At 65.5% G+C, this 18,091-nt stretch carries 18 protein-coding genes; 9 read left to right on the top strand and 9 right to left on the bottom strand.

Translation table 11 applies throughout. From position 1 onward, the window contains the following. Window positions 1–28: 28 nt before the first annotated feature. On the bottom strand, window positions 29–349 hold the full coding sequence (locus QA645_RS24140) for a PilZ domain-containing protein (RefSeq protein WP_254131092.1): 321 nt from the start codon (window positions 347–349) through the stop codon (window positions 29–31). Beyond that, window positions 346–1,464 carry a DUF2336 domain-containing protein gene (locus QA645_RS24135; RefSeq protein ID WP_254193424.1) on the bottom strand — a complete coding sequence of 373 codons (1,119 nt, stop codon included), beginning with the start codon at window positions 1,462–1,464 and terminating at the stop codon, window positions 346–348. Before QA645_RS24135 ends, QA645_RS24140 begins: the two co-directional genes overlap by 4 nt. A gap of 300 nt (window positions 1,465–1,764) precedes the next feature. Here QA645_RS24135 and QA645_RS24130 point away from each other — a divergent pair, with 300 nt between their 5' ends. Next, entirely contained in the window at window positions 1,765–2,712 is a 948-nt protein-coding gene (locus tag QA645_RS24130; RefSeq protein WP_254131094.1) for an AraC family transcriptional regulator, read from the top strand. Window positions 2,713–2,754: 42 nt separating this feature from the next. Continuing rightward, window positions 2,755–3,345, top strand: a complete 591-nt coding sequence (locus tag QA645_RS24125; protein ID WP_283044186.1) for an NAD(P)H-dependent oxidoreductase — start codon at window positions 2,755–2,757, stop codon at window positions 3,343–3,345. 13 nt (window positions 3,346–3,358) lie between these two features. Here the strand turns inward: QA645_RS24125 and QA645_RS24120 are convergent, their stop codons facing one another. The 3 genes from QA645_RS24120 to QA645_RS24110 all read right to left on the bottom strand — a co-directional run bounded on the left by QA645_RS24120 (window position 3,359) and on the right by QA645_RS24110 (window position 6,968). After that, window positions 3,359–5,440 carry a HAMP domain-containing methyl-accepting chemotaxis protein gene (locus QA645_RS24120; RefSeq protein WP_283044185.1) on the bottom strand — a complete coding sequence of 694 codons (2,082 nt, stop codon included), beginning with the start codon at window positions 5,438–5,440 and terminating at the stop codon, window positions 3,359–3,361. A gap of 118 nt (window positions 5,441–5,558) precedes the next feature. Further along, entirely contained in the window at window positions 5,559–6,344 is a 786-nt protein-coding gene (locus QA645_RS24115; protein ID WP_283044184.1) for a fumarylacetoacetate hydrolase family protein, read from the bottom strand. Window positions 6,345–6,359: 15 nt separating this feature from the next. Continuing rightward, the gene (locus QA645_RS24110; RefSeq protein ID WP_283044183.1) at window positions 6,360–6,968 is read right to left on the bottom strand and encodes a helix-turn-helix domain-containing protein; all 609 of its coding nucleotides are present in this window, start codon (window positions 6,966–6,968) and stop codon (window positions 6,360–6,362) included. Between the two features lie 110 nt (window positions 6,969–7,078). Here QA645_RS24110 and QA645_RS24105 point away from each other — a divergent pair, with 110 nt between their 5' ends. Continuing rightward, on the top strand, window positions 7,079–7,864 hold the full coding sequence (locus QA645_RS24105; RefSeq protein WP_283044182.1) for a crotonase/enoyl-CoA hydratase family protein: 786 nt from the start codon (window positions 7,079–7,081) through the stop codon (window positions 7,862–7,864). 10 nt (window positions 7,865–7,874) lie between these two features. Here the strand turns inward: QA645_RS24105 and QA645_RS24100 are convergent, their stop codons facing one another. Beyond that, entirely contained in the window at window positions 7,875–8,312 is a 438-nt protein-coding gene (locus tag QA645_RS24100) for a DUF1810 domain-containing protein (RefSeq protein ID WP_254131100.1), read from the bottom strand. A gap of 189 nt (window positions 8,313–8,501) precedes the next feature. Here QA645_RS24100 and QA645_RS24095 point away from each other — a divergent pair, with 189 nt between their 5' ends. The 3 genes from QA645_RS24095 to QA645_RS24085 all read left to right on the top strand — a co-directional run bounded on the left by QA645_RS24095 (window position 8,502) and on the right by QA645_RS24085 (window position 10,364). Then, window positions 8,502–9,458, top strand: coding sequence for a DUF2778 domain-containing protein (locus tag QA645_RS24095; protein WP_254196239.1), 957 nt, complete (start codon window positions 8,502–8,504; stop codon window positions 9,456–9,458). A gap of 64 nt (window positions 9,459–9,522) precedes the next feature. After that, complete coding sequence (locus tag QA645_RS24090; RefSeq protein ID WP_254131101.1) at window positions 9,523–9,780, top strand: hypothetical protein; 258 nt, start codon at window positions 9,523–9,525, stop codon at window positions 9,778–9,780. An 80-nt stretch (window positions 9,781–9,860) separates the two neighbouring features. Continuing rightward, complete coding sequence (locus QA645_RS24085; RefSeq protein WP_283044181.1) at window positions 9,861–10,364, top strand: SMI1/KNR4 family protein; 504 nt, start codon at window positions 9,861–9,863, stop codon at window positions 10,362–10,364. Between the two features lie 172 nt (window positions 10,365–10,536). Here the strand turns inward: QA645_RS24085 and QA645_RS24080 are convergent, their stop codons facing one another. After that, entirely contained in the window at window positions 10,537–12,393 is a 1,857-nt protein-coding gene (locus QA645_RS24080) for a tannase/feruloyl esterase family alpha/beta hydrolase (RefSeq protein WP_283044180.1), read from the bottom strand. A 235-nt stretch (window positions 12,394–12,628) separates the two neighbouring features. On the opposite strand from QA645_RS24080, the gene QA645_RS24075 reads away from it, so the two are divergent. The 3 genes from QA645_RS24075 (at window position 12,629) to QA645_RS24065 (ending at window position 16,256) form a co-directional block, all read left to right on the top strand. Continuing rightward, window positions 12,629–13,411, top strand: a complete 783-nt coding sequence (locus QA645_RS24075; protein WP_283044178.1) for a MarR family transcriptional regulator — start codon at window positions 12,629–12,631, stop codon at window positions 13,409–13,411. 150 nt (window positions 13,412–13,561) lie between these two features. Continuing rightward, a complete protein-coding gene (locus tag QA645_RS24070; RefSeq protein WP_283044177.1) occupies window positions 13,562–14,650 on the top strand; it encodes a substrate-binding domain-containing protein in 1,089 nt (362 codons plus the stop codon). 277 nt (window positions 14,651–14,927) lie between these two features. Next, window positions 14,928–16,256 (top strand): adhesin, encoded by a 1,329-nt coding sequence (locus QA645_RS24065; RefSeq protein WP_283044176.1) that lies wholly within the window; start codon window positions 14,928–14,930, stop codon window positions 16,254–16,256. A 9-nt stretch (window positions 16,257–16,265) separates the two neighbouring features. Here QA645_RS24065 and QA645_RS24060 read toward each other — a convergent pair whose 3' ends face one another. Beyond that, a complete protein-coding gene (locus QA645_RS24060; protein ID WP_283044175.1) occupies window positions 16,266–17,039 on the bottom strand; it encodes an ABC transporter ATP-binding protein in 774 nt (257 codons plus the stop codon). Beyond that, on the bottom strand, window positions 17,036–18,091 hold the full coding sequence (locus QA645_RS24055) for a dihydrodipicolinate synthase family protein (protein WP_283044174.1): 1,056 nt from the start codon (window positions 18,089–18,091) through the stop codon (window positions 17,036–17,038). Before QA645_RS24055 ends, QA645_RS24060 begins: the two co-directional genes overlap by 4 nt.

Below are 18,091 nucleotides of genomic sequence, written 5' to 3'. Positions count from 1 at the left end.
AGCGTGATGATCTCTTGAACCGGTTGGCCTACTTGGCCGGTGCGACGTCCGCCTTCGCACTCGTCAGCTTTTTCTTTGTATCGCCATTGATGAAGTGAACGCCGGCCATTGTGCCATCGATCCAGACCAGCTCGCAGCGCCGATACGCCAGCCCCGTCGACGACAGCACCAAGAAAAATTCCTTGGCTTGCAGTACGTCGAGTGTGCCCTCGACCTCGATCTTGGCGCCGGTGTTCGATACATCGAGCAGGACGCAACTGCGCCGCCAGGTGCCGTCCGAACCCATCAAATTGACGGGTTGCCGGTGGTCCATTTTCACACGAGAGTCCTTGCGGCCATCGAACTTCATCGGCTAACCCCCATTTTTGCGCCGCGATGTCCCGGATCGCCTGTGTTGGCGCTTGCTGCGATTTCCCCCCAGCGCACCGTCCATTGGCTGGTCGACAAGAGAAGCGTTTCGAACATCAGCTGCGCGCGTTCGCGCTGGGCAAAGGAGAGCCGGGGGCCGTTGCGATTGCTCAAGATCGCGAGCGTGGTCGCCCAGTTCAGGCGCGACGCCCGGCAGGCCATCACCAGGCCCTCGCAATCGTCATCGCTCATGACATGTTCGACGATCTCGATCGGCGCGCCCGACAGCACCGACAGGGCGGTGAAGAGATTGGCGGTCTCGCCGCGGATCGCGAAGCGATTCACGGTGGAATCGTTGAGCTTGCCGACGCGGCTTAACGCAACGATCTCGGGTCTGGCGCTTGCATAGTCGGCGGAGGAGGGCGGCTTTGGCGGGGCCGCGACGACTGCCTGCACGGGAGCGACGGCGGAGGCATTGGGCTTGGCGGGGGCTGCCCGGACGGGCGCCGGTTTGGCGGGTGCGGTCGAGAGCAGCTTCCGCACGATCAGGTCGGGGGTACCCGGCCGCAGCACCAGCGCTTTCGCAATCTCGCCGTCCTGGTCGGCCCCGGCGAGGGTGGCGTAAGCTGCCTCGGAGAATTTTGTTCCAGGGTTCTTAATCAGCGCATGAAAGAGATGCGCGCCGCGCTTGATCAGTGCCTCGGTCACATCAGGCTCGATGCAGTCACGCGCCGCGATGGCGCGTTGGTGCCGCTCGCCGCATGAGGCGGCGATCGCCGCCAGATCGGCCGTGGCAAGTGCCTGCGATCTCTGCAGCACGGGACATGCGACGTCCGCGTTGTCGTGGGAGGCAAGGCGCCGCAATGTCCGTGGCGGTGCGACCTTGAGGTCGGCAAGCGTCGTGGTGAGCTCAATCAGCACGCCGACCTCGACCCGTTCCGTCAGGCGCAGCAGAACGCCATCGACCACGCCGCAGAGCAGTTCCTGAGATCGGTCGCGGCTGCCAGTGAGCAACTGCAAAATGCCGGAAAGGATGCGAGCGCAACGGTCAAGCGGACACGTTGCGACAGCCGCTTCCAATTCGACCAAAATATCAGCAGGCGAATTTGCCATCATGGCAGGGGCCTGTACTCAAATAAACTTCGACGAACTAACGCCCCTCATTCCGCCAGAGATGCGTTAATTTGAAATTTAGCCCTCGCCCTCCCGGGGTATCTGCGCACCGCCTACTGCGCTGGAAACGCTATCGAAATTTGGCAGGAGGCGAACGCTCCGCTTGTCCTTTGCGCCGGACACTCGCCAACTGAGCGAGAGGGGCTCGGATGAGTCCTTCGCGCGAATGGGGGTTCACAGGAGGAATTCAGATCGGCGTATTGCCGGACACGCGCCGTTTCCTGGTGCGGTTTTTTATTTGTCATGAACAACAGTGATGCTGCGCCAGCGCTGGCGCCAAAGATATTTCGCTTCTCCGACGTCGACGAGTTTCGCAGTTCGATCCGCGGCCTGGATTACGAGTTCACGCCGTTCGTGCGAAGCATTGCGGCCGAGCAGATCATTCTGCAATTGCCCGGCTGCGACGTGAACATGACGCGGTCATTTCCGCGCGTCGTGGACGCGCAGCTCGTTGCCGATTGCACGGCGGTGGGCTTCGCGATGGACGAGCTCGAAATCCCGATCCGCTTCAACGGCGCGCAGCGCGACCGCGCCGTCATCGTCATCGGCAGCAGCGGGGCGGCCTACAACACGATCGAGGAAGTGCAGCGGCAGATCGCCTCGGTCGTGTTCCGGCCCGAGGTGAAGGATCGCGGCTGGCCCGTGACGAACTCCAGCTTCAAGATATTCGAGACCAGTCCGTCGGCGCTGAACTGGCTGCGGAAGGTGGTCGGGGAAGTGCTGGCGGCTGCGGCCGAGCCGATCGATCCAGCCGAGGTGCCGTTGAAGGCGGCGGCAATGAAGGAATCCCTGCTCGCTGCGGTCGATGCCGCGTTCGCCGACATCGTGCAGGCGCGCTGGACCCAGCGGCCGAATGACGAGCGGCAGTTCAAGCTGTTCCAGGACATCCGCGCGCTGTTGTCAGACGACCTCTCGCAGCCGATCTACAGCGAGGAGGTCGCGCGCAAGCTCGATCTCTCCGTCCGAACCTTGCACGATGTCGTGCGCCGCTATCGCGGCATGAGCCTGCATCGCTATCTGCGCCTGCGCCGCCTGTGGCTGGTGCGCCAGCGGCTGCTTGCCGGTGCCGACAGCGTCAAGGCCGTCGCGCTCGCGTTCGGCTTCTGGCACCTCAGCGATTTCTCCCGCAGTTATCGCGATCAGTTCGGCGAGACGCCGTCGGAAACGTTGGAGCGCGGCCGCAGGCGATAAGGGGTTGGGACCGGAGTCCGGTTTCGTGTTAGCCTGCCGGCCATGAGCAATCGCATCCTCGTCCTCTACGGTTCCTACCGGGCCGACCGCATGGGCATCCGCCTGGCGAATTTCGTCATCGATCGCCTGCGCAAGCGTGGCGAAGACGTCGAGTTCATCGACGCCAAGGCGATCGGCCTGCCGATGCTCGACCGCATGTACAAGGAGCACCCAAAGGGTACGGCGCCCGAGGCGCTGGAGAAGCTCGCCGGCCAGATCCGCGGCGCCGACGGTTTCGTCTTCGTCACCGGCGAATATAATTGGGGCATTCAGCCCGGCCTGAAGAATCTCACCGACCATTTCCTCGAAGAGTGGTTCTGGCGGCCGGCCGCGATCGTGAGCTATTCCGCCGGCAGGCTGTCCGGCGCGCGTGCTTCGACCGCGTGGCACGGCACGCTGTCGGAAATGGGCATGGTGGTGATCTCGAGCACCATCGGCGTCGGTCCGATCGCCCAGACACTGTCGGCCGAGAGCGAGCCGATCGGCGACGGCGGCAAGGCGCTGGAACGCTCGTTCCCGCGCTTCGCCGACGATCTCTTGTGGTGGATCGAAGCGGCCAAGGCCCAGCGCGCGCGCAAGGCGCCGCCGTATTGAACTGCGCGCGTCTCTAAGCCGCCCTGACTTCGCCGAGGAAGCGGTCGAACTGGCCGGCGAGATCGCGCGACTGCGTCGAGAGCTGTTCGGCGGCGCCAAGCACTTCCTGGGCGGCTGCACCGGTGTCGTCGGCGGCGCGCTGCACGCCCGTGATGTTGGTGTTGACCTCCTGAGTGCCGCGGGCGGCTTCCTGGACGCTGCGGGAGATCTCCCTGGTCGCCGACCCCTGTTGCTCGATCGCGGCCGCAATCGCGGTGCCGATCTGGTCGATCTCGGCGATGACGTCGGCGACGTTGCGGATCGCAGTGACGGTCTCGTCGCTGGCGGACTGGATCGCATTGATCTGTTCGGAGATCTCGGTGGTGGCCTTGGCGGTCTGGCCGGCCAGCGATTTCACCTCGGATGCCACGACGGCAAAGCCGCGGCCGGCGTCGCCGGCGCGGGCGGCCTCGATGGTGGCGTTGAGCGCCAGCAAATTGGTCTGTTCGGCGATGCTCTGGATTAGCGTGACGACGTCGCCGATCTTCTGCGCGCCCTCGGCGAGAGCGCGTGCGGTGTCGCCGGTACGGCGGGCGTTGTCGACGGCGCGGGCCGCGATCTCGGTCGATTGCGCGACCTGACGGCCGATCTCGGCGATCGAGGAGGTCAGCTCTTCCGTGGCGCTTGCGACCGTCTGCACGTTGGTCGAGGTCTGCTCGGAGGCGGCGGCCACGACCGCGGCCTGGCTGTTGGTCTGGGCGGCCGTCGAGGTCATCGACTGCGCCGTGGTCTCCATGGTGGAGGAGGCCTGCGACAGGCCGCCGACGAGCTCGGTGACCTTGGCCTCGAAGGCGCGGGTCAGCTCGTCGAGCGCCTGGGCGCGGCGCATCTTGCCGTCGTTCTCGGCCTGCTTCTCGGCCGCGAGCCGGTCGGCTCGGATCATGTTGTCCTTGAACACCTGGACGGCCGCGGCCATCGCCCCGATCTCGTCGGAGCGCTCGGCGCCGGGGATCTCCTGCGCGACCTCGCCGTCGGCGAGCCGCGACATCCGGGTCGTCAAGCTGACGATCGGCGCGCAGACGCGGCGGCGGACCATCACGATGAGGCCGGCGCTGGCGATCAGCACGGCGAGGAGACCGACGAGCGCGATCGTGAAGCTGGTGCGCGCGGCGGCGGAGGCGCCGGAGAGGATCTGCTCGGCGTTGTCGTAGAAGGCGTCGCGGACGCCGATGATCGAGCCGAGGCCTTTCTGGGAAGCCACGTAGAAGGTCTCGACATCGTGCTCGTACTTGCCGCTGAGCGCGCCGTCCTTGACGAGCTTCATCTCGCGGCCGAATTCCTCGACATAGCTCGCATTCATCGTCTCGAGCGCCGCGGCGACGTTGGATGGCGTTGCCGGATTGCCGCGCAGTTCCATCAGCGACATCACGATCTGGTCGTTGCGGCCCTGCATGCGGGCCATATCGGCTTTCTCGGAATCGTTGGCGACCTTCTTGGCGCCGACAAGGTTCTTGTGCACGCTGGAATTGAGGCCGCCGATGTCGCGCAGCGTCATGGCGATGTTGGCGTAGTTGGACTGGCGATAGGCATCGCCGTTGAGGATCGCCATGCGGCGGACCTGCTCGTTGAGCAGCGCGGTCACGCCCGCGTTGAGCACGGCATTGTCGGCGACGATCTTCTTGGCGGCGTCCTTGCGTACATCCGCCGGTCCTGCGATCGCCTTGTCGATGGCGTCGCGCAGTGCGGTGAATTTCGAATTGATGCCGTCGATGTTGCTGCCGATCGCGTTGCCGTCGTCGAAGGAGCCGGGCAGCTCCTTGCGCAGCGCGTTCATCTTGTCGCGCGCGCCGTCGGTCTGCTTGCGCAGCTTGTCATGCTCGGTGAGCTGCGCGGGGTCGACGGTCGCCGGTCCGTACATGATGTTGGTGGCGAAGCCGCGCTCGGGATTGAGATAGCGCGGGATGTCGCTGACGGCGCGGACGATCGCGAGCCGGCCCTGCGCCTCGGCGATCCTGTCCATCGTCTGGTATTTCGTGACCGCGACGTAGACGGCGAGGCCGCCGCCGACGGTCGAGAGCGAGACGATGGCGGTGGTCAGCAGCGTACCGATTTTCATGATTCGTCCGGCAATTGCGCAGGTGGAGAAAAAAATTCTGCGCGAACGATAGGGGCGCCGTCTTAATCGCCGGTTTACGCTGCCGCCCGGCATGCTTCACCTGCATGCGTCCATTCGGCTAGGTGTAGGCTGCACTCACGGTTCCGAACGGACCGAAATCGGCGACATAGGTCTCGCCCGCCTTCGGTCGCAGCATGCCCGTCAGCGTGCCGGTGCTGATCGTCTGCCCGGCCTTGAGACCGATGCCGGTCCGCGACAGTTCGTTGGCGAGCCAGGTCAGTGGCACCAGCGGATGGTCGATTGCCTCCGCTGCGCTGCCGCGGCGCCTCTCGACGCCGTTGCAAGTGAGCACGACCTCCTGGGCCGCGACGTCGCGGCTGCGCCAGTCGGCGATGGGGTCGCCAAGCACGATCGTTCCCGAGCCCGCGCCGTCAGCCAGGATCGCCGGCATCGGCGGAAACGCCGCGTCGTGGACGAACCGGCACTCGGCGAGTTCGATGCCCGGATGCAGGGACGCAACGGCATCGCCGACCTCGTCGATCGCATATGGCTGCGCGCGGGGCGGCAGATCGGCGCCGAGGCGCACCTGGTACTCCACTTCCGGAATCGGGCTGCATTGCCGGGCGTGCTCGACGCGCGCGGGCGAGGCCTTGATCAGCGGCGCGAACACGCGCCCATAGATCGGCGAGGAGGTGCGAAGCTGGCGTTGCAGCCCGGGCTTCATGCCGGCGATCTTCCAGCCGACGACGTCCCAGCCCAATTCCTCTTCGACCATGCGCGCAATGCGATACGCGGTGTCGGCATCCGGCGGCACAAGCCGCTCATCGAGGCCGCTTCGCTGCCGGGCGTTGCGACGCAAATCGGCGAGGTGGCGGGCGAGCTCGCGTTGCCGGGACACATCCATCGGTGCCTATCCAATCTATCTGGTGGTGCGGGCGAGGGCGGCGGACAGGACTGTCTCCAGCTCCTCCTGAACCTGATCGAGCGCGTCCGCGCTGCGGCTTGCGCGGCACAGCGCAACGGTGCCCTCGATCGAGGCGACGACGAGCGTTGCGAGCCGTTCCGCGCGGTCCGCGGCCAGCCCTTCGCGCAGCAAGGCCGCGTGCATGATCCGCCGCCAATCGGCGAACACGCCGTCGGCGAGGTCGAGCAGTTGCTGCTGCGCCGTCTCGTCGTCCTTGTCGGAGGCTTCGCCGACATAGCGGTCGACGGCGACGGCGAGCACCGGACAGCCGGCCTCGAAGCCGGTCGCTTCCAGCCGGCGACGCCAGGATGCGGCGAAAGCCCTCAAGCCGCCGATCACGCCGCGTTCGCTCATGGCCTTCTCCAGGGGAATCGACACTGCCTTGCCGGCGAAGGTCACGGCTTCGGTGATCAACTGCCGCTTTCCCTCCGGAAAATGATGGCTGATCGAGCCGCGCGGCGTCGCCGTGTAGTGGACGACGTCGCGCATGCTGGTGGCATTGACGCCGCGGCGGCTCATCAGGTCGGCCGCGCCGGCGATCATTTTGTCGCGTGTGGTGGTCATGCCGCGAATATGACAGTTGACATAGTCGAGGGCAAGCTCAAATATGACGTGCGTCATATTCGAGGGGTGCGGGCAGAGAAGCCGCGCCGGCAGCATCAGGGAGACCCGCCATGACATCCGAAGGTCAGATCCGCACCGAGGTGCACGACCACGTCTTCAAGATCATCATCGACAATGTCGCGAAGAAGAACGCGTTCACGCCGGCGATGATGGAGCAACTGTCCGATGCGCTCACCGAACTGCACGACAACGAGGCCTATCGTGTCGGCGTGATCTGCGCCGAGGGCAGGGATTTCACCGCAGGTCTCGACATGCCGAAATTCTTCGGTCCGACCGCGGAGAAGCGCAACATGAACATGAAGGAGGGCAATGTTGATCCGTTCGGTCTTGCCAAGCGCTGTCGCAAACCCGTTGTCACCGCCGTGCAGGGCATCGTCTTCACCATCGGCATCGAGCTGATGCTCGCCGGCGATATCGTGGTCGCGGCTTCTGATGCGCGCTTCTGCCAGATGGAGGCCAAGCGCGGAATTGCGCCCTTGGGTGGCGCGCATTTCCGCTTTCTCTCGCGCGCCGGCTGGGGCGATGCGATGTATCATCTGTTCCTGTGCGACGAGTTTTCCGCCGAGCGCGCTCAGGCGATCGGGCTGGTCCAGGAGGTCGTGGCCCCCGGCGAACAGGTCGCGCGGGCGATGGCACTTGCCGCCATCATCGCGCGCAACGCGCCGCTCGGCATCCAGGTGACCAAGGAGGCGGCGGCGAAATATATCGAAGGCGGCGAGGCGGCTGCGATCGCCTACATCCCGAAAATCCGCGATCGCGTGCTGTCCAGCGCCGACGCGAAGGAGGGCATCCAGTCCTTCATCGAGCGCCGCGCAGCCGTCTTCCAGGGGCGCTGATCTCGGACGCTTACTGTTGCCGGTCGCGTTTCGACAGGATCTCCAGCGTTGCATCGTCGCGCTCGCCGCCGAAATATTTGGCGAGCGCCTCGTCGAAAACGGGCTCTTCGGAGATCGCATCGAACAGCGTCATCGACGAGCGGAATTTGGCATCGTCAGGTGCGCCGAGGATCGCGTTGATGGTCCGCCCGTCGACGGCAAGCACGAGGCGGGTGCATTCGATCAGGCGCGGGCCGAGCACGGGGTGGGCGAGGTAGGCCGCTGCCTCGGCGCGCGAGCCGATGGCGTAGCGCTGCGACATGGCGCTGAAGCCGAGGCCGGCGACCTGCGGGAAGACGAACCACATCCAGTGAGTCCGCTTCCGGCCTTGGCCCAGCTCCCCCAGAACGTCGCGAAAAACCGGGTCCTGGGCCCTGAGGAAGCGCTCTAGATCGAAAGGATCGGTCATTGGATACCTTACGGGGTCCTGACGGCCGCGATTATGCCTAACTTTTGGCTCCCAATGTGGTAGCTGGTATAGAGTCTCCGGGTGGGGGTTGGGTCCCCCGGGGGTCGATTTGGGGATCTAATGGTTTCCGACCGCGCAAGCGCCGAGAGGCTGTTGCCGCGCCGCCGAATTGGGCGAGCCGAGGCAATACTGCTGTCTATGGCTGCCGTCGCGCTGGCGCTCGGCGCCGCCGCGTGGGTCGCGGATATCGGCGATTCGACCCCGCTGGTCACCGCCGCGCTGCCGCCGGCCAATTCTCCTTCGTTCGACGATCGTTTCGCCTCGCTGTCCGGCAATCCGCCCGCCCGTGAGCTCGGCCTGCGGACGATGGAGCGCTCCGCCCTGAGTGCGGTCCAGCTCAAGCTGCGCGATGCCAAGGCGATGCTCGCCCAGAAGCTCCAGGGCGATGACTGGCGTTCGACCCTGGCCGACAACGACCAGCAGCCTGCTGCCGAAGAGACGACAAAGCCCTCGCAGCGCGCCGACGCCGTTCCCATGCCGCGTTCGCGGCCGGTCCAGGCGGACTTCTCCGCGCAGATCGCCTCGAGCCAGTCCTATGCCGACACCAATCCCAGGGTCGACAACCGCAACTTCTTCGAAAAGTTCACCGACAAGATCAAGCTGGCTTCTCTGACGCCTGACAGCGGCCTGTTCGCCAAGGCGCCGGATCTGGCGGCGCTCGGCTACGATTCACGGACGGCGGTCTATGACATCTCGGCCAAGGCGCTCTATTTGCCGAGCGGCGTCGCGCTTGAGGCCCATTCGGGCATGGGCGCGCTGATGGATGACCCCCAGCATGTCGACCAGCGCATGGTCGGCGCGACCCCACCTGCGACCTACGATCTGAAGCCCCGCGAAAAACTGTTCCACGGCGTCCGCGCGTTGCGCTTGACGCCGACCGACGGCACCAGCGCACTCGGCCGCGTCGGCCTGCTCACCCACACCTACATGCTCGGACCGCGTGGTGATTCCAACGGCTGTGTCTCGATCAAGGACTACGATCGCTTCATGAAGGCCTATGACAATGGCGAGTTCAACCGCCTGGTCGTGGTGCCGCGCCTGGGCAGCCCGGCAACTGTCGCGCAGCGCGCCAGCACCGATTCCTGACATTCGTCAGACGGTGGGGCTGCCGTTTTCCCTTCGTTAAGCCGTTGTCGTCCAGAAGCAGCCCATGAGTGATCCAGCAAGCTCCGAGACCCCGCTGCGCACGACGTTCAAGATCAAGCTGAACGGTGACACGCTGGCGATCGCGACCGTCGGCCAGGCCTATCAATTCCTCACCAACTTCAAATCGGTCGAGTGGATGGAATTCCGCTCGCTGCACGACGATGCCGTCCAGGCGCTGGAGGGGGCCGCCGAAAATGCCATCCTCGTGGTGCAGGCGACCAACGCGGTGCGCGCGCTGTTCGTGAGCGCGAAGCTGCTCTAAGCGAACATTCTTCTCCTCGAACCGGCTTCTCCGCTGCTGCGACGAAGCCATGGCGCGCGCACGCGCCGAGGAGAGAATGCATGGACATCGCTAAATTCATCGCGGGCGTCGATAGCGCCGCAGGTGAGCCGCCGACCGAAGCCGCGCTCGCATCGTTCGAGACGGTGCTGGGGTGTCGCCTGCCGGATGACTATCGCCAGTTCCTGCTGGCCTGCGCCGGCGGTTATTTCCAGGGCTCGGCCGAGTTCAACTGGCCGCAAGGGCATTGGGCCGGCGCGATCCAGGAGGTGCTGGGATTGCGGAGCGATGAATGCTCGCTGGCGCGGACGCGTGAGACGCCGCAATGGCCGACCGTCGATGAACTCCTGTGGATCATGAGCGATCACGGCGGCAATCCGATCTGCATGACGATCGACCAGGCGCATTTCGGCAAGATCTGGTTCATCGATCACGAGGTCGCCGAATATGAGAAGCCGTGGACGCTCGCCGAGGCGATGTCCGACAATTGGGGCTACGTCCTGCCGCTTGCGCCGACATTCGGCGACTTCATCGCGGGCGTGTACGAGGAGGCCAAGGCCGCGTGAGGTCTGGTCGTGTCCCGGACGCGCCGCAGCGTGCAACGCTGCTGCGCAGAGCCGGGACCCAGAAATCACAGGGCCAGCGGAAGCGTGGGCCCCGGCTCTGCAGCGCACCGCTGAACTGGACGATGTTCGCATCGCCAGGGAAGCGCTGCGCTGCGTCCGGGGCACCAGAACGTCAGTGCCCGTCGCCGCCGTGGCCGTCGTCATCGTCGTGGAAGTCGTGGTCGCCGCCTCGGCCGAAGCCGGGATCGACGCACGCAAAGCTTGTCGCATCGCTGGTCAGGCCGCTGCCCTTGTACGCGGGAATCCTGGGATAGACGCAGAGCGGCCGCGTGCCTCCGGTCGGAAAGTTCTGGGCAATGCGCGGATCGAACACGCCGCCGGTCGGGTAGGGCGAGGTGGTGTTGGTATTGGCCGCGATGATCCGTTCCGGCGCGATGCCGTTCTCGACCCAGTCCGTGATCGCCTTGAGCTCGTTGGTGGCGAAGCTGGTGGTCGCCGCGCCGCCGCCGCAATGGGCCATGTTGGGCACCATGAACAGCCGCGCGAAATCAGTCGCGTGATTGTCCATGCGCTGGTTCATCTTGCGATACCAGCGGGCGATCGCGGCGCCGGAGAAGATGCCGTCATTGACCGAGGACGAGATGATCAGCTTGCCGCCGCGCGACCTGAACGGACGCAAATCGGTTGCGACCGCCGCCATGAAGTCCATCGAACTCTCAGGATAGGCCGCGGTCTTCGTGAAGATCTTCGGCGCATCCGTGTCGAAGTTGAATTTGAACACGAAGGCTTCCTGGCCGGTCGGTCCGTTGACGGGCGTGACGACGGGCGGCGTCTGGAAGATCATCGGGATCGCGCCGGCACCGAGCGTCAGATTGATCGCGGTGTTGACGCCAGGCACCGGAGCAGTGACGACATTCCAGAATTGCCAGCCCGCGCCCGGCGCGGTCGGCGGCGTCCAGATGCCGGCATCCCAGAACCAGTTCGAATAGAGCCGCTCGCCCTTTGAATTGACCGGTCCGGTGTAGATCTTCTTCAGCGCATCGACCTGCGCGCTGGTCAGGCAAGTGCCGCCGTGCGGCGTGCTGCCGTGCGAGCCGGTGCCGCAGGTGTAGCTCGCGAGTGCCGGATACACCTTCTTCGCCGTACATGCGTGGTAATTGTCGATGATGCCGTCAACGAGGCCGTCGAGTGCGTCGCAGGCGCTCAGGATCGCAGCCGATGCCACCTGAAGGTCCTGCTGCGGGAACGTGTCGGGAATATAGGGCTGGCCGTTGACGTCCTTGCTGGTCGACAGCGTGCCGAGCACCTGCTCGTTCCAGGCTTCGGCGAGGCCCGCCTGCGGCAGGTTGAAGCCCGGGTTTTGCGAGATCACGCCGTCGAACAGCCAGGGCGATCGTTGCGAGGCGACCATCGCGTCGCGGCCGCCGTTCGAGCAGCCCATGATGTAGGAATAGACGGTCTCGAGGCCGTAGAAATAGGAGATGATCTGCTTGGCGGTGGTCGCGGTCTTCTCGATGCCGTTATAGCCGTAGTCGCGGCGTGCCTGCGCATCGATCGCGAAATGCGCGGAGCCGCCGGCATTGGCGTCGTCGTCCTGATGGCCGCCGACCACGTTGGTCGCGCTGTCCTCGTGGCCGCCGTCGTCGGCCGCCACCGCCCAGCCCTGGCCGAGCTCGACGCCGGCCGCACCTTGCGGGTCGGCATTGAGGCTGCCGTCGGTGCCGCCGCCGCCCATCATCTCGAAGCGGCCATGCCAGGTGTTGGGCAGATTGAGCGCAAAGCCGATGCCGTAGGTGAAATGATCGGGGTCTTGCGTGGAGACGCGCTTGTTGATGATGCCGACCACGTTGCAATAGCCGGATTTCTGCGTCGCGCTCAGGATCTGCGTGTTCGGCAGAGTGAGCCCGGTGAGGGCGGTGCAGGACGAGCGCGGGGCCACGCCGCTCGGCGGCAGCCCGTGTGCCGTTGCCTGCGGGCCGAGCGACGCCCACGTGGCGACGATCGTCGAGGCGAGGAAAAATCGTTTCATGTCATGCCCTCCCATTTTCAACGTTGATGATTGAACGAATGCACGCGACGCATCGCGAACCGGCGAGGTGTCGGGTGGTCGGAGACGTTTTCTGAATCGTTGTGGGGAGAGATGCGCGTCCGCCGGCGATGCGCCGCGACGCAGTTTCATTCACGCGCAAAACCGCTCCGCCGCGATGCGCCATGGCATGCGGATCGGTGCCCACCCCTGATGACGGCACGGACGTTCGCTCCCCTTGAACCCGCTCGCGGTGCGGCAGGCTTTCACGATCCTTAGGCGAGCCATGTTGCCGTGTCAACATGACGCATTGCGCGATATTGCTGTGCAACCTGTCGTAGAAGCTGTACGCGCCGCCGCGATAGTCCGCGCGGCTTCTCGATCCGACCGCGTTGCGTTAGACTCGCTGTCCGAATCCTCGAGATGCAGCCGGATGCGCTTGCACCGGCTTTGCGAAAGATGCACGTCGATGCAGCCAGGCAAGGCACGGATCAGGAAGCGGATCGCGCGACCACAGCGGGCGGCGCGCGTGACAAAGCCGTCGCGACCGGCGCCGCGCGTCGTATCCGGCACGAAAACGGCCAAAGCGAAACCGCTTGCCCTCGGCGACCTCTCGCAACTGCTCGGCTATTCCATTCGCCGGGCGCAGCTCTGGATCTTCAAGGAATTCAGCCGTCAGTTGGCGGCCTTCGAGATCAGTCCCGCCCAATTTTCCGTGCTCTGCGTGATCGACGCCAATCCCGGCGTCAACCAGCTGGCGGTCGCGCAGCTTCTGTCGATCGAGCGGGCCGGGCTCGGCAGGCTGGTGGATCATCTGGAGGGCCGGGGCCTGGTCCGGCGCACGGCGTCGGCGATCAACCGCCGTTATTACGTGCTCTATTTGACCGAGGCCGGCACGGCGCTGCTGGGCCGGCTGAGGCCCGCGGCGGCCGAAAGCGACAAGGCGCTCGCGGCCAAGATCGGCCCGCGCGCCTACAAGGAATTGCGACAGGCTCTGTCGGTCTTTGTCGGGGACGCCTGACCGCGGCGGCACGCCGCGGCAGCGCTGATTGGGCAGGGCGCCCCTCCTTTATCATGGCTTGAACTGGGTGGCGGGAACGGGCAAACGGTCCGCGACGACCGTGGCTTACGCCACCCAATTCAAGCCTGACTGAGAGGGAGAGACCCCGACATGAAACGCCGTACATTTCTCACGGGCGGCGCGGTCGCCGGCGCGACGACGCTGGTTGCGGCCCCTGCGATCGCGCAAAGCGCGCCCGAGATCAAATGGCGCCTGACCTCGAGCTTCCCGAAGTCGCTCGACACCATCTACGGCACGGCGCAGACCTTCGCGAAATACGTCGCTGAAGCCACCGACAACAAATTCCAGATCCAGACCTTTGCCGCCGGCGAGCTCGTCCCCGGTCTGCAGGCGCTCGATGCCGTCAGCGTCAACACCGTCGAGATGGCGCAGACGCCGCTCTACTTCTACATCGGCAAGGAGCCGGCGCTGGCCTACGCCACCGGCGCGCCGTTCGGCATGAACCATCGCCACCAGGAGTCCTGGTGGTACTTTGGCGGCGGCGCCGAGCTGACCAACGAGGCGCTGAAGCCGTTCAAGACGCACGCCATTCTCTGCGGCAATTCCGGCACCCAGATGGGCGGCTGGTTTCGCAAGGAGATCAAGACCGTCGACGATCTCAAGGGCCTGAAATTCCGCATCGCCGGCATGGGTGGCCACGTGCTGGCGCGGCTCGGTGTCGTGCCGCAGCAGCTCGCGGGCGGCGACATCTATGCGGCGCTGGAGAAGGGCTCGCTCGACGCGGTCGAATTCGTCGGTCCCTATGACGACGAGAAGCTCGGCTTCCAGAAGGTCGCCAAGTACTACTATTTCCCCGGCTGGTGGGAAGGCGGCGCCATGCTGCACATGATCGTCAATGACGAGAAGTGGGCGAGCCTGCCGAAGCAGTATCAGGCCATCGTCAACCAGGCCGCGTCCGCGGCCGGCGCCTGGATGCTCGAGAAGTACGACAGCGTGAACCCGGCGGCGTTGAAGCGGCTGATCGCGAACGGCGCGGAGCTGAAGGCGTTCCCGCAGCCGGTGATGGAAGCCAGCTACAACGCGACCCAGGAGCATCTGAACGAGCTCGCCGCCAAGAGCGACCTGTTCAAGCGCACCAAGGAAAGCCACGACGCGTATCAGAAGGAACTGCTGTTCTACACGCAGATCGCGGAGAACTATTACGACAACTATCTGCTCAGCAAGATGCGCAAGGGCTGAGCCGAACCGGTTGGGCGCGGTGTTCATGCCGCGCCCCGCTCTGGAATGCGATGCATTGCTGCAACATCCTGCCGGAAAACGATAGGCAGGGACGCCGCCCGGCGTTTCTCAACCTTACGGTTGATGTGCGAATTTCGCCATTCCTCCAGACCTTGCGCAACAGGGAATGGAGTCGAAAATGGCCTCACGGAACAGCATTTTAGGGACCGCTAGGCGCCCGATCGTCTTTTGTTTGGCGATCCTTCTCGCGACCACATTCCTTCACACCGGATCCGCAATGGCTGCCGACTACGCGGCCGGCGGCGGCGTCAACAACGCGCCATCCGGCTTCGCCACGGCGGTCGGGCCGAGCGCGACGACACAGGGGATATTCGCCGCTGCCTATGGCTACTCGGCTAGTGCAAGCGGCAACACCGCGGTTGCCATCGGCGGCTTGTCCAACGCGACCGGCGATAACGCGACCGCGATCGGTATCGGCACCACGGCAACCGGACTATCGGCCAGCGCCTTTGGTGACAATTCCACCGCAACCGGCACAGGCGCCACGGCTGCCGGTACACACGCCTCCGCCATCGGCGCCGATTCCGCTGCGTTCGGTGGCTCCGCCATCGCGAGTGGTGCAACCGCCACGGCGACGGGCGCCCATAGCTCCGCGTTCGGGGCGGCGGCAACCGCAACCGGCGAGGGCAGCAGCGCCCTCGGCGACAGCGCCACCGCAACCGGCGCCGGCAGCCTCGCCAATGGCACCTTTGCGACCGCGACGGGCCAGAACAGCATCGCCACGGGCGAACGCGCAACGGCGACCGGCGCCAACAGCAAGGCCAATGGTGGCGCGGCCACGGCCTATGGAGAAAGCAGTAACGCGCTCGGCACCCGTGCCGTCGCCATCGGCGACAGCAGCAACGCGACCGGCACTTTCGCAGTCGCGCTCGGCGCCAACGCCGGCGCCACCGGCAACGCGGCGACCGCGGTCGGCACCTTCGCCTCTGCCACCGGTGAGGGCACGGTCTCGCTCGGCACGTCGGCCAACGCCAATGGAGCCGGCGCCACCGCGCTCGGCGCGTCGGCCATCGCGAACACCGGCGGCACGTCGCTCGGCAGCAACGCGCAGGCAAATGGCGTCAACGCGATGGCGCTCGGGATGAACGCCGTGGCACAGGCAGCCAATTCCGTCGCGATCGGCGCCGGCTCGGTCGCAACCGCCGCCAACACCGTGTCGTTCGGTACGGCCGGCAACGAGCGGCGCCTGACCAATGTCGCCGCCGGCATCAATCCGACCGATGCCGTCAACATGAGCCAACTCTCCGGCATCACCTCCGGATTTCAGTCGCAGATCGGCTCGCTCCAGGCGCAGATCGGCAATAATCTGACCGAAGCGCGGCGCGGTATCGCTGCCGCTGTTGCGGCCGCCAGCGCGCCGATGCCGTCCGCACCGGGCAAGACCATCTGGCAGGTCCGCGGCTCCACGTTTCACGGCGAGGGCGGCTTCGGTGTTGGTTTCGCCCATCGCCTCAACACCGCCATGCCGTTCACCGTCGTGGGTGGCTATGGCAATGGCGGCGGCACCGAGCACACGGCCTATCTCGGCGTCGGCGGAGAATTTTGAGCGTTCGTCTCAGGAGGAGCCCAGCCCGAGTTTCGCGTAGATCCGCCGCGCATAGGCGCCGAACGCATCAGTCGTCTTGAGCGGAAGATCGCGCGGGAAGGGCAGGTCGATCGGGAAGTAGTCGGCCATCTTGGCGGGACCCGCAGTCAGCACGGCGCAGTGGGAGGACAAGAACACGGCCTCCTGGATGGAGTGTGTGACGAAGATGATGGTCTTGCCGCTCTCCCGCCAGATCCGCAGCATCTCGAGATTCATCTGCTCGCGTGTCAGCGCGTCCAGCGCGCCGAACGGCTCGTCCATCAGGATCAGCTTCGGATCGTGGATGAAGGCGCGCGCGATCGCGGTGCGTTGCTGCATGCCGCCGGAGAGCTCTCGCGGATATTTCTGTTCATAGCCGGCAAGGCCGACGAGGTTGAGCAGGTCGCGCGCCCGCTCGCGCGCGGCCTTGATCGGCAGTCCGACGATCTCGGCCGGTAACAGCACATTGTCGAGGATGGTGCGCCATTTCAGCAGCAGAGCCTGCTGGAACACCATGCCGATGTCCCGGGTCGGATCGAACGGGCTCTCGGCATTGCCGATCGTCACCGTGCCGCCGTCGGCACCGTGCAGGCCGGCCAGGATCTTCATCACCGTGGTCTTGCCGCAGCCGGACGGACCGACCAGCGAAACCAGCTCACCTTCCTGCACGTCCATGGTCACGTCGGACACCGCGAGGAACTCGGTGCCGCCGCTGCGATAGACCTTTCGGACGCCTTGCAGGCTGATGAAGGGTTTTGAGCTCATGCCAGCCAATTGCTCAGATTGTCGGCCACAAAGGCATCGTCGCTCAGATCAGCGTGCTCGCGTGTGACGCGATCGATCTCGTCCTTCTGGCCGGAGCTCAGACCCTCGTTCGGATCGAGGCACCACAGGCCCTGCATCAGGCCCTGGCGCCGCAGCACCTCGTGACAGCCGGCGATGCAGCCGTGAAAATTGTTGGCGACGTCGAAGAAGGCGCTGTTGCAATCGGTGACGCGGGCATCGAGTGCGAGCAGGTCGGCCGGCACGCTGTCCTTGTGCCGCGCCTGCTTGCAGCGTTCGAACTGCTGTATTGCGCTCGCCGTCCAGACCGACCAGTGGCCCAGCAGGCCACCCTTGAAATAAGTGCGCGTGGTGACGCCCTTGTCGCGCAAGTCGAACGGCAGCATCAGGTCGAGCAGGATGTGATCGTCGTTACCCGTGTAGAGCGCGACGCGATCGAGCGCACCGGCGGCCGCGACGCCGCGCAGCACGTCGAGCGTGCGGTAGCGGTTGAACGGTGCGATCTTGATCGCGATCACGTTGTCGATCGAGGCAAAGCGCTGCCAGAACCGGCTCGACAGGATGACGCCGCCGACCGCCGGCTGAAGGTAGAAGCCGACGAGCGGGATCTCGGAAGCAACGGCGGTGCAGTGCGCGATGATCTCGTCCTCGGAGGCGCTCTTCATCGCGGCGAGGCTGAGCAGGCCCGCGTGATAGCCGATGCCGCGCGCGGTGCGGGCTTCGGTGACGGCCTGTGCGGTCGGGCCGGCGAGGCCCGCGACCATGGCCAGCGGACGCTTGGTCCAGGTCGCGGCGGTCTCTGCGGCGAGCTCGAGCACGGGGCGGTAGAGGCCGACGTCGCGGATCGCGAATTGGGTGGTGTGCACGCCGACGGCAAGGCCGCCGGAGCCGGCGTCGATGTAGTAGCGCGTCAAGGCGCGCTGATGTTTCTTGTCGAGCTGGCGCTCGGCGGTGAGCGCGAGCGGATGCGCCGGGAGCACGGTACCCTCGGCAATGAGCTTGCGGACGTCGGCGTTGATCTGGCTGTGGTGCAT

The organism is Bradyrhizobium sp. CIAT3101, assembly GCF_029714945.1.
In the GTDB taxonomy this organism is placed as follows: Bacteria; Pseudomonadota; Alphaproteobacteria; order Rhizobiales; family Xanthobacteraceae; genus Bradyrhizobium.
This window is presented reverse-complemented; position numbering and strand designations above follow the sequence as displayed.

Excerpts from the sequence above, each read along its gene's own strand:
- QA645_RS24110 (WP_283044183.1), bottom strand. The coding sequence starts at position 6,968 with ATGACCACCACACGCGACAAAATGATCGCCGGCGCGGCCGACCTGATG.
- QA645_RS24120 (WP_283044185.1), bottom strand. The coding sequence starts at position 5,440 with ATGAAAATCGGTACGCTGCTGACCACCGCCATCGTCTCGCTCTCGACC.
- QA645_RS24080 (WP_283044180.1), bottom strand. The coding sequence starts at position 12,393 with ATGAAACGATTTTTCCTCGCCTCGACGATCGTCGCCACGTGGGCGTCG.
- QA645_RS24115 (WP_283044184.1), bottom strand. The coding sequence starts at position 6,344 with ATGGATGTGTCCCGGCAACGCGAGCTCGCCCGCCACCTCGCCGATTTG.
- QA645_RS24070 (WP_283044177.1), top strand. The coding sequence starts at position 13,562 with ATGAAACGCCGTACATTTCTCACGGGCGGCGCGGTCGCCGGCGCGACG.
- QA645_RS24065 (WP_283044176.1), top strand. The coding sequence starts at position 14,928 with ATGGCTGCCGACTACGCGGCCGGCGGCGGCGTCAACAACGCGCCATCC.
- QA645_RS24125 (WP_283044186.1), top strand. The coding sequence starts at position 2,755 with ATGAGCAATCGCATCCTCGTCCTCTACGGTTCCTACCGGGCCGACCGC.
- QA645_RS24135 (WP_254193424.1), bottom strand. The coding sequence starts at position 1,464 with ATGATGGCAAATTCGCCTGCTGATATTTTGGTCGAATTGGAAGCGGCT.
- QA645_RS24090 (WP_254131101.1), top strand. The coding sequence starts at position 9,523 with ATGAGTGATCCAGCAAGCTCCGAGACCCCGCTGCGCACGACGTTCAAG.
- QA645_RS24140 (WP_254131092.1), bottom strand. The coding sequence starts at position 349 with ATGAAGTTCGATGGCCGCAAGGACTCTCGTGTGAAAATGGACCACCGG.
- QA645_RS24085 (WP_283044181.1), top strand. The coding sequence starts at position 9,861 with ATGGACATCGCTAAATTCATCGCGGGCGTCGATAGCGCCGCAGGTGAG.
- QA645_RS24100 (WP_254131100.1), bottom strand. The coding sequence starts at position 8,312 with ATGACCGATCCTTTCGATCTAGAGCGCTTCCTCAGGGCCCAGGACCCG.
- QA645_RS24055 (WP_283044174.1), bottom strand. The coding sequence starts at position 18,091 with ATGCACCACAGCCAGATCAACGCCGACGTCCGCAAGCTCATTGCCGAG.
- QA645_RS24105 (WP_283044182.1), top strand. The coding sequence starts at position 7,079 with ATGACATCCGAAGGTCAGATCCGCACCGAGGTGCACGACCACGTCTTC.
- QA645_RS24060 (WP_283044175.1), bottom strand. The coding sequence starts at position 17,039 with ATGAGCTCAAAACCCTTCATCAGCCTGCAAGGCGTCCGAAAGGTCTAT.
- QA645_RS24130 (WP_254131094.1), top strand. The coding sequence starts at position 1,765 with ATGAACAACAGTGATGCTGCGCCAGCGCTGGCGCCAAAGATATTTCGC.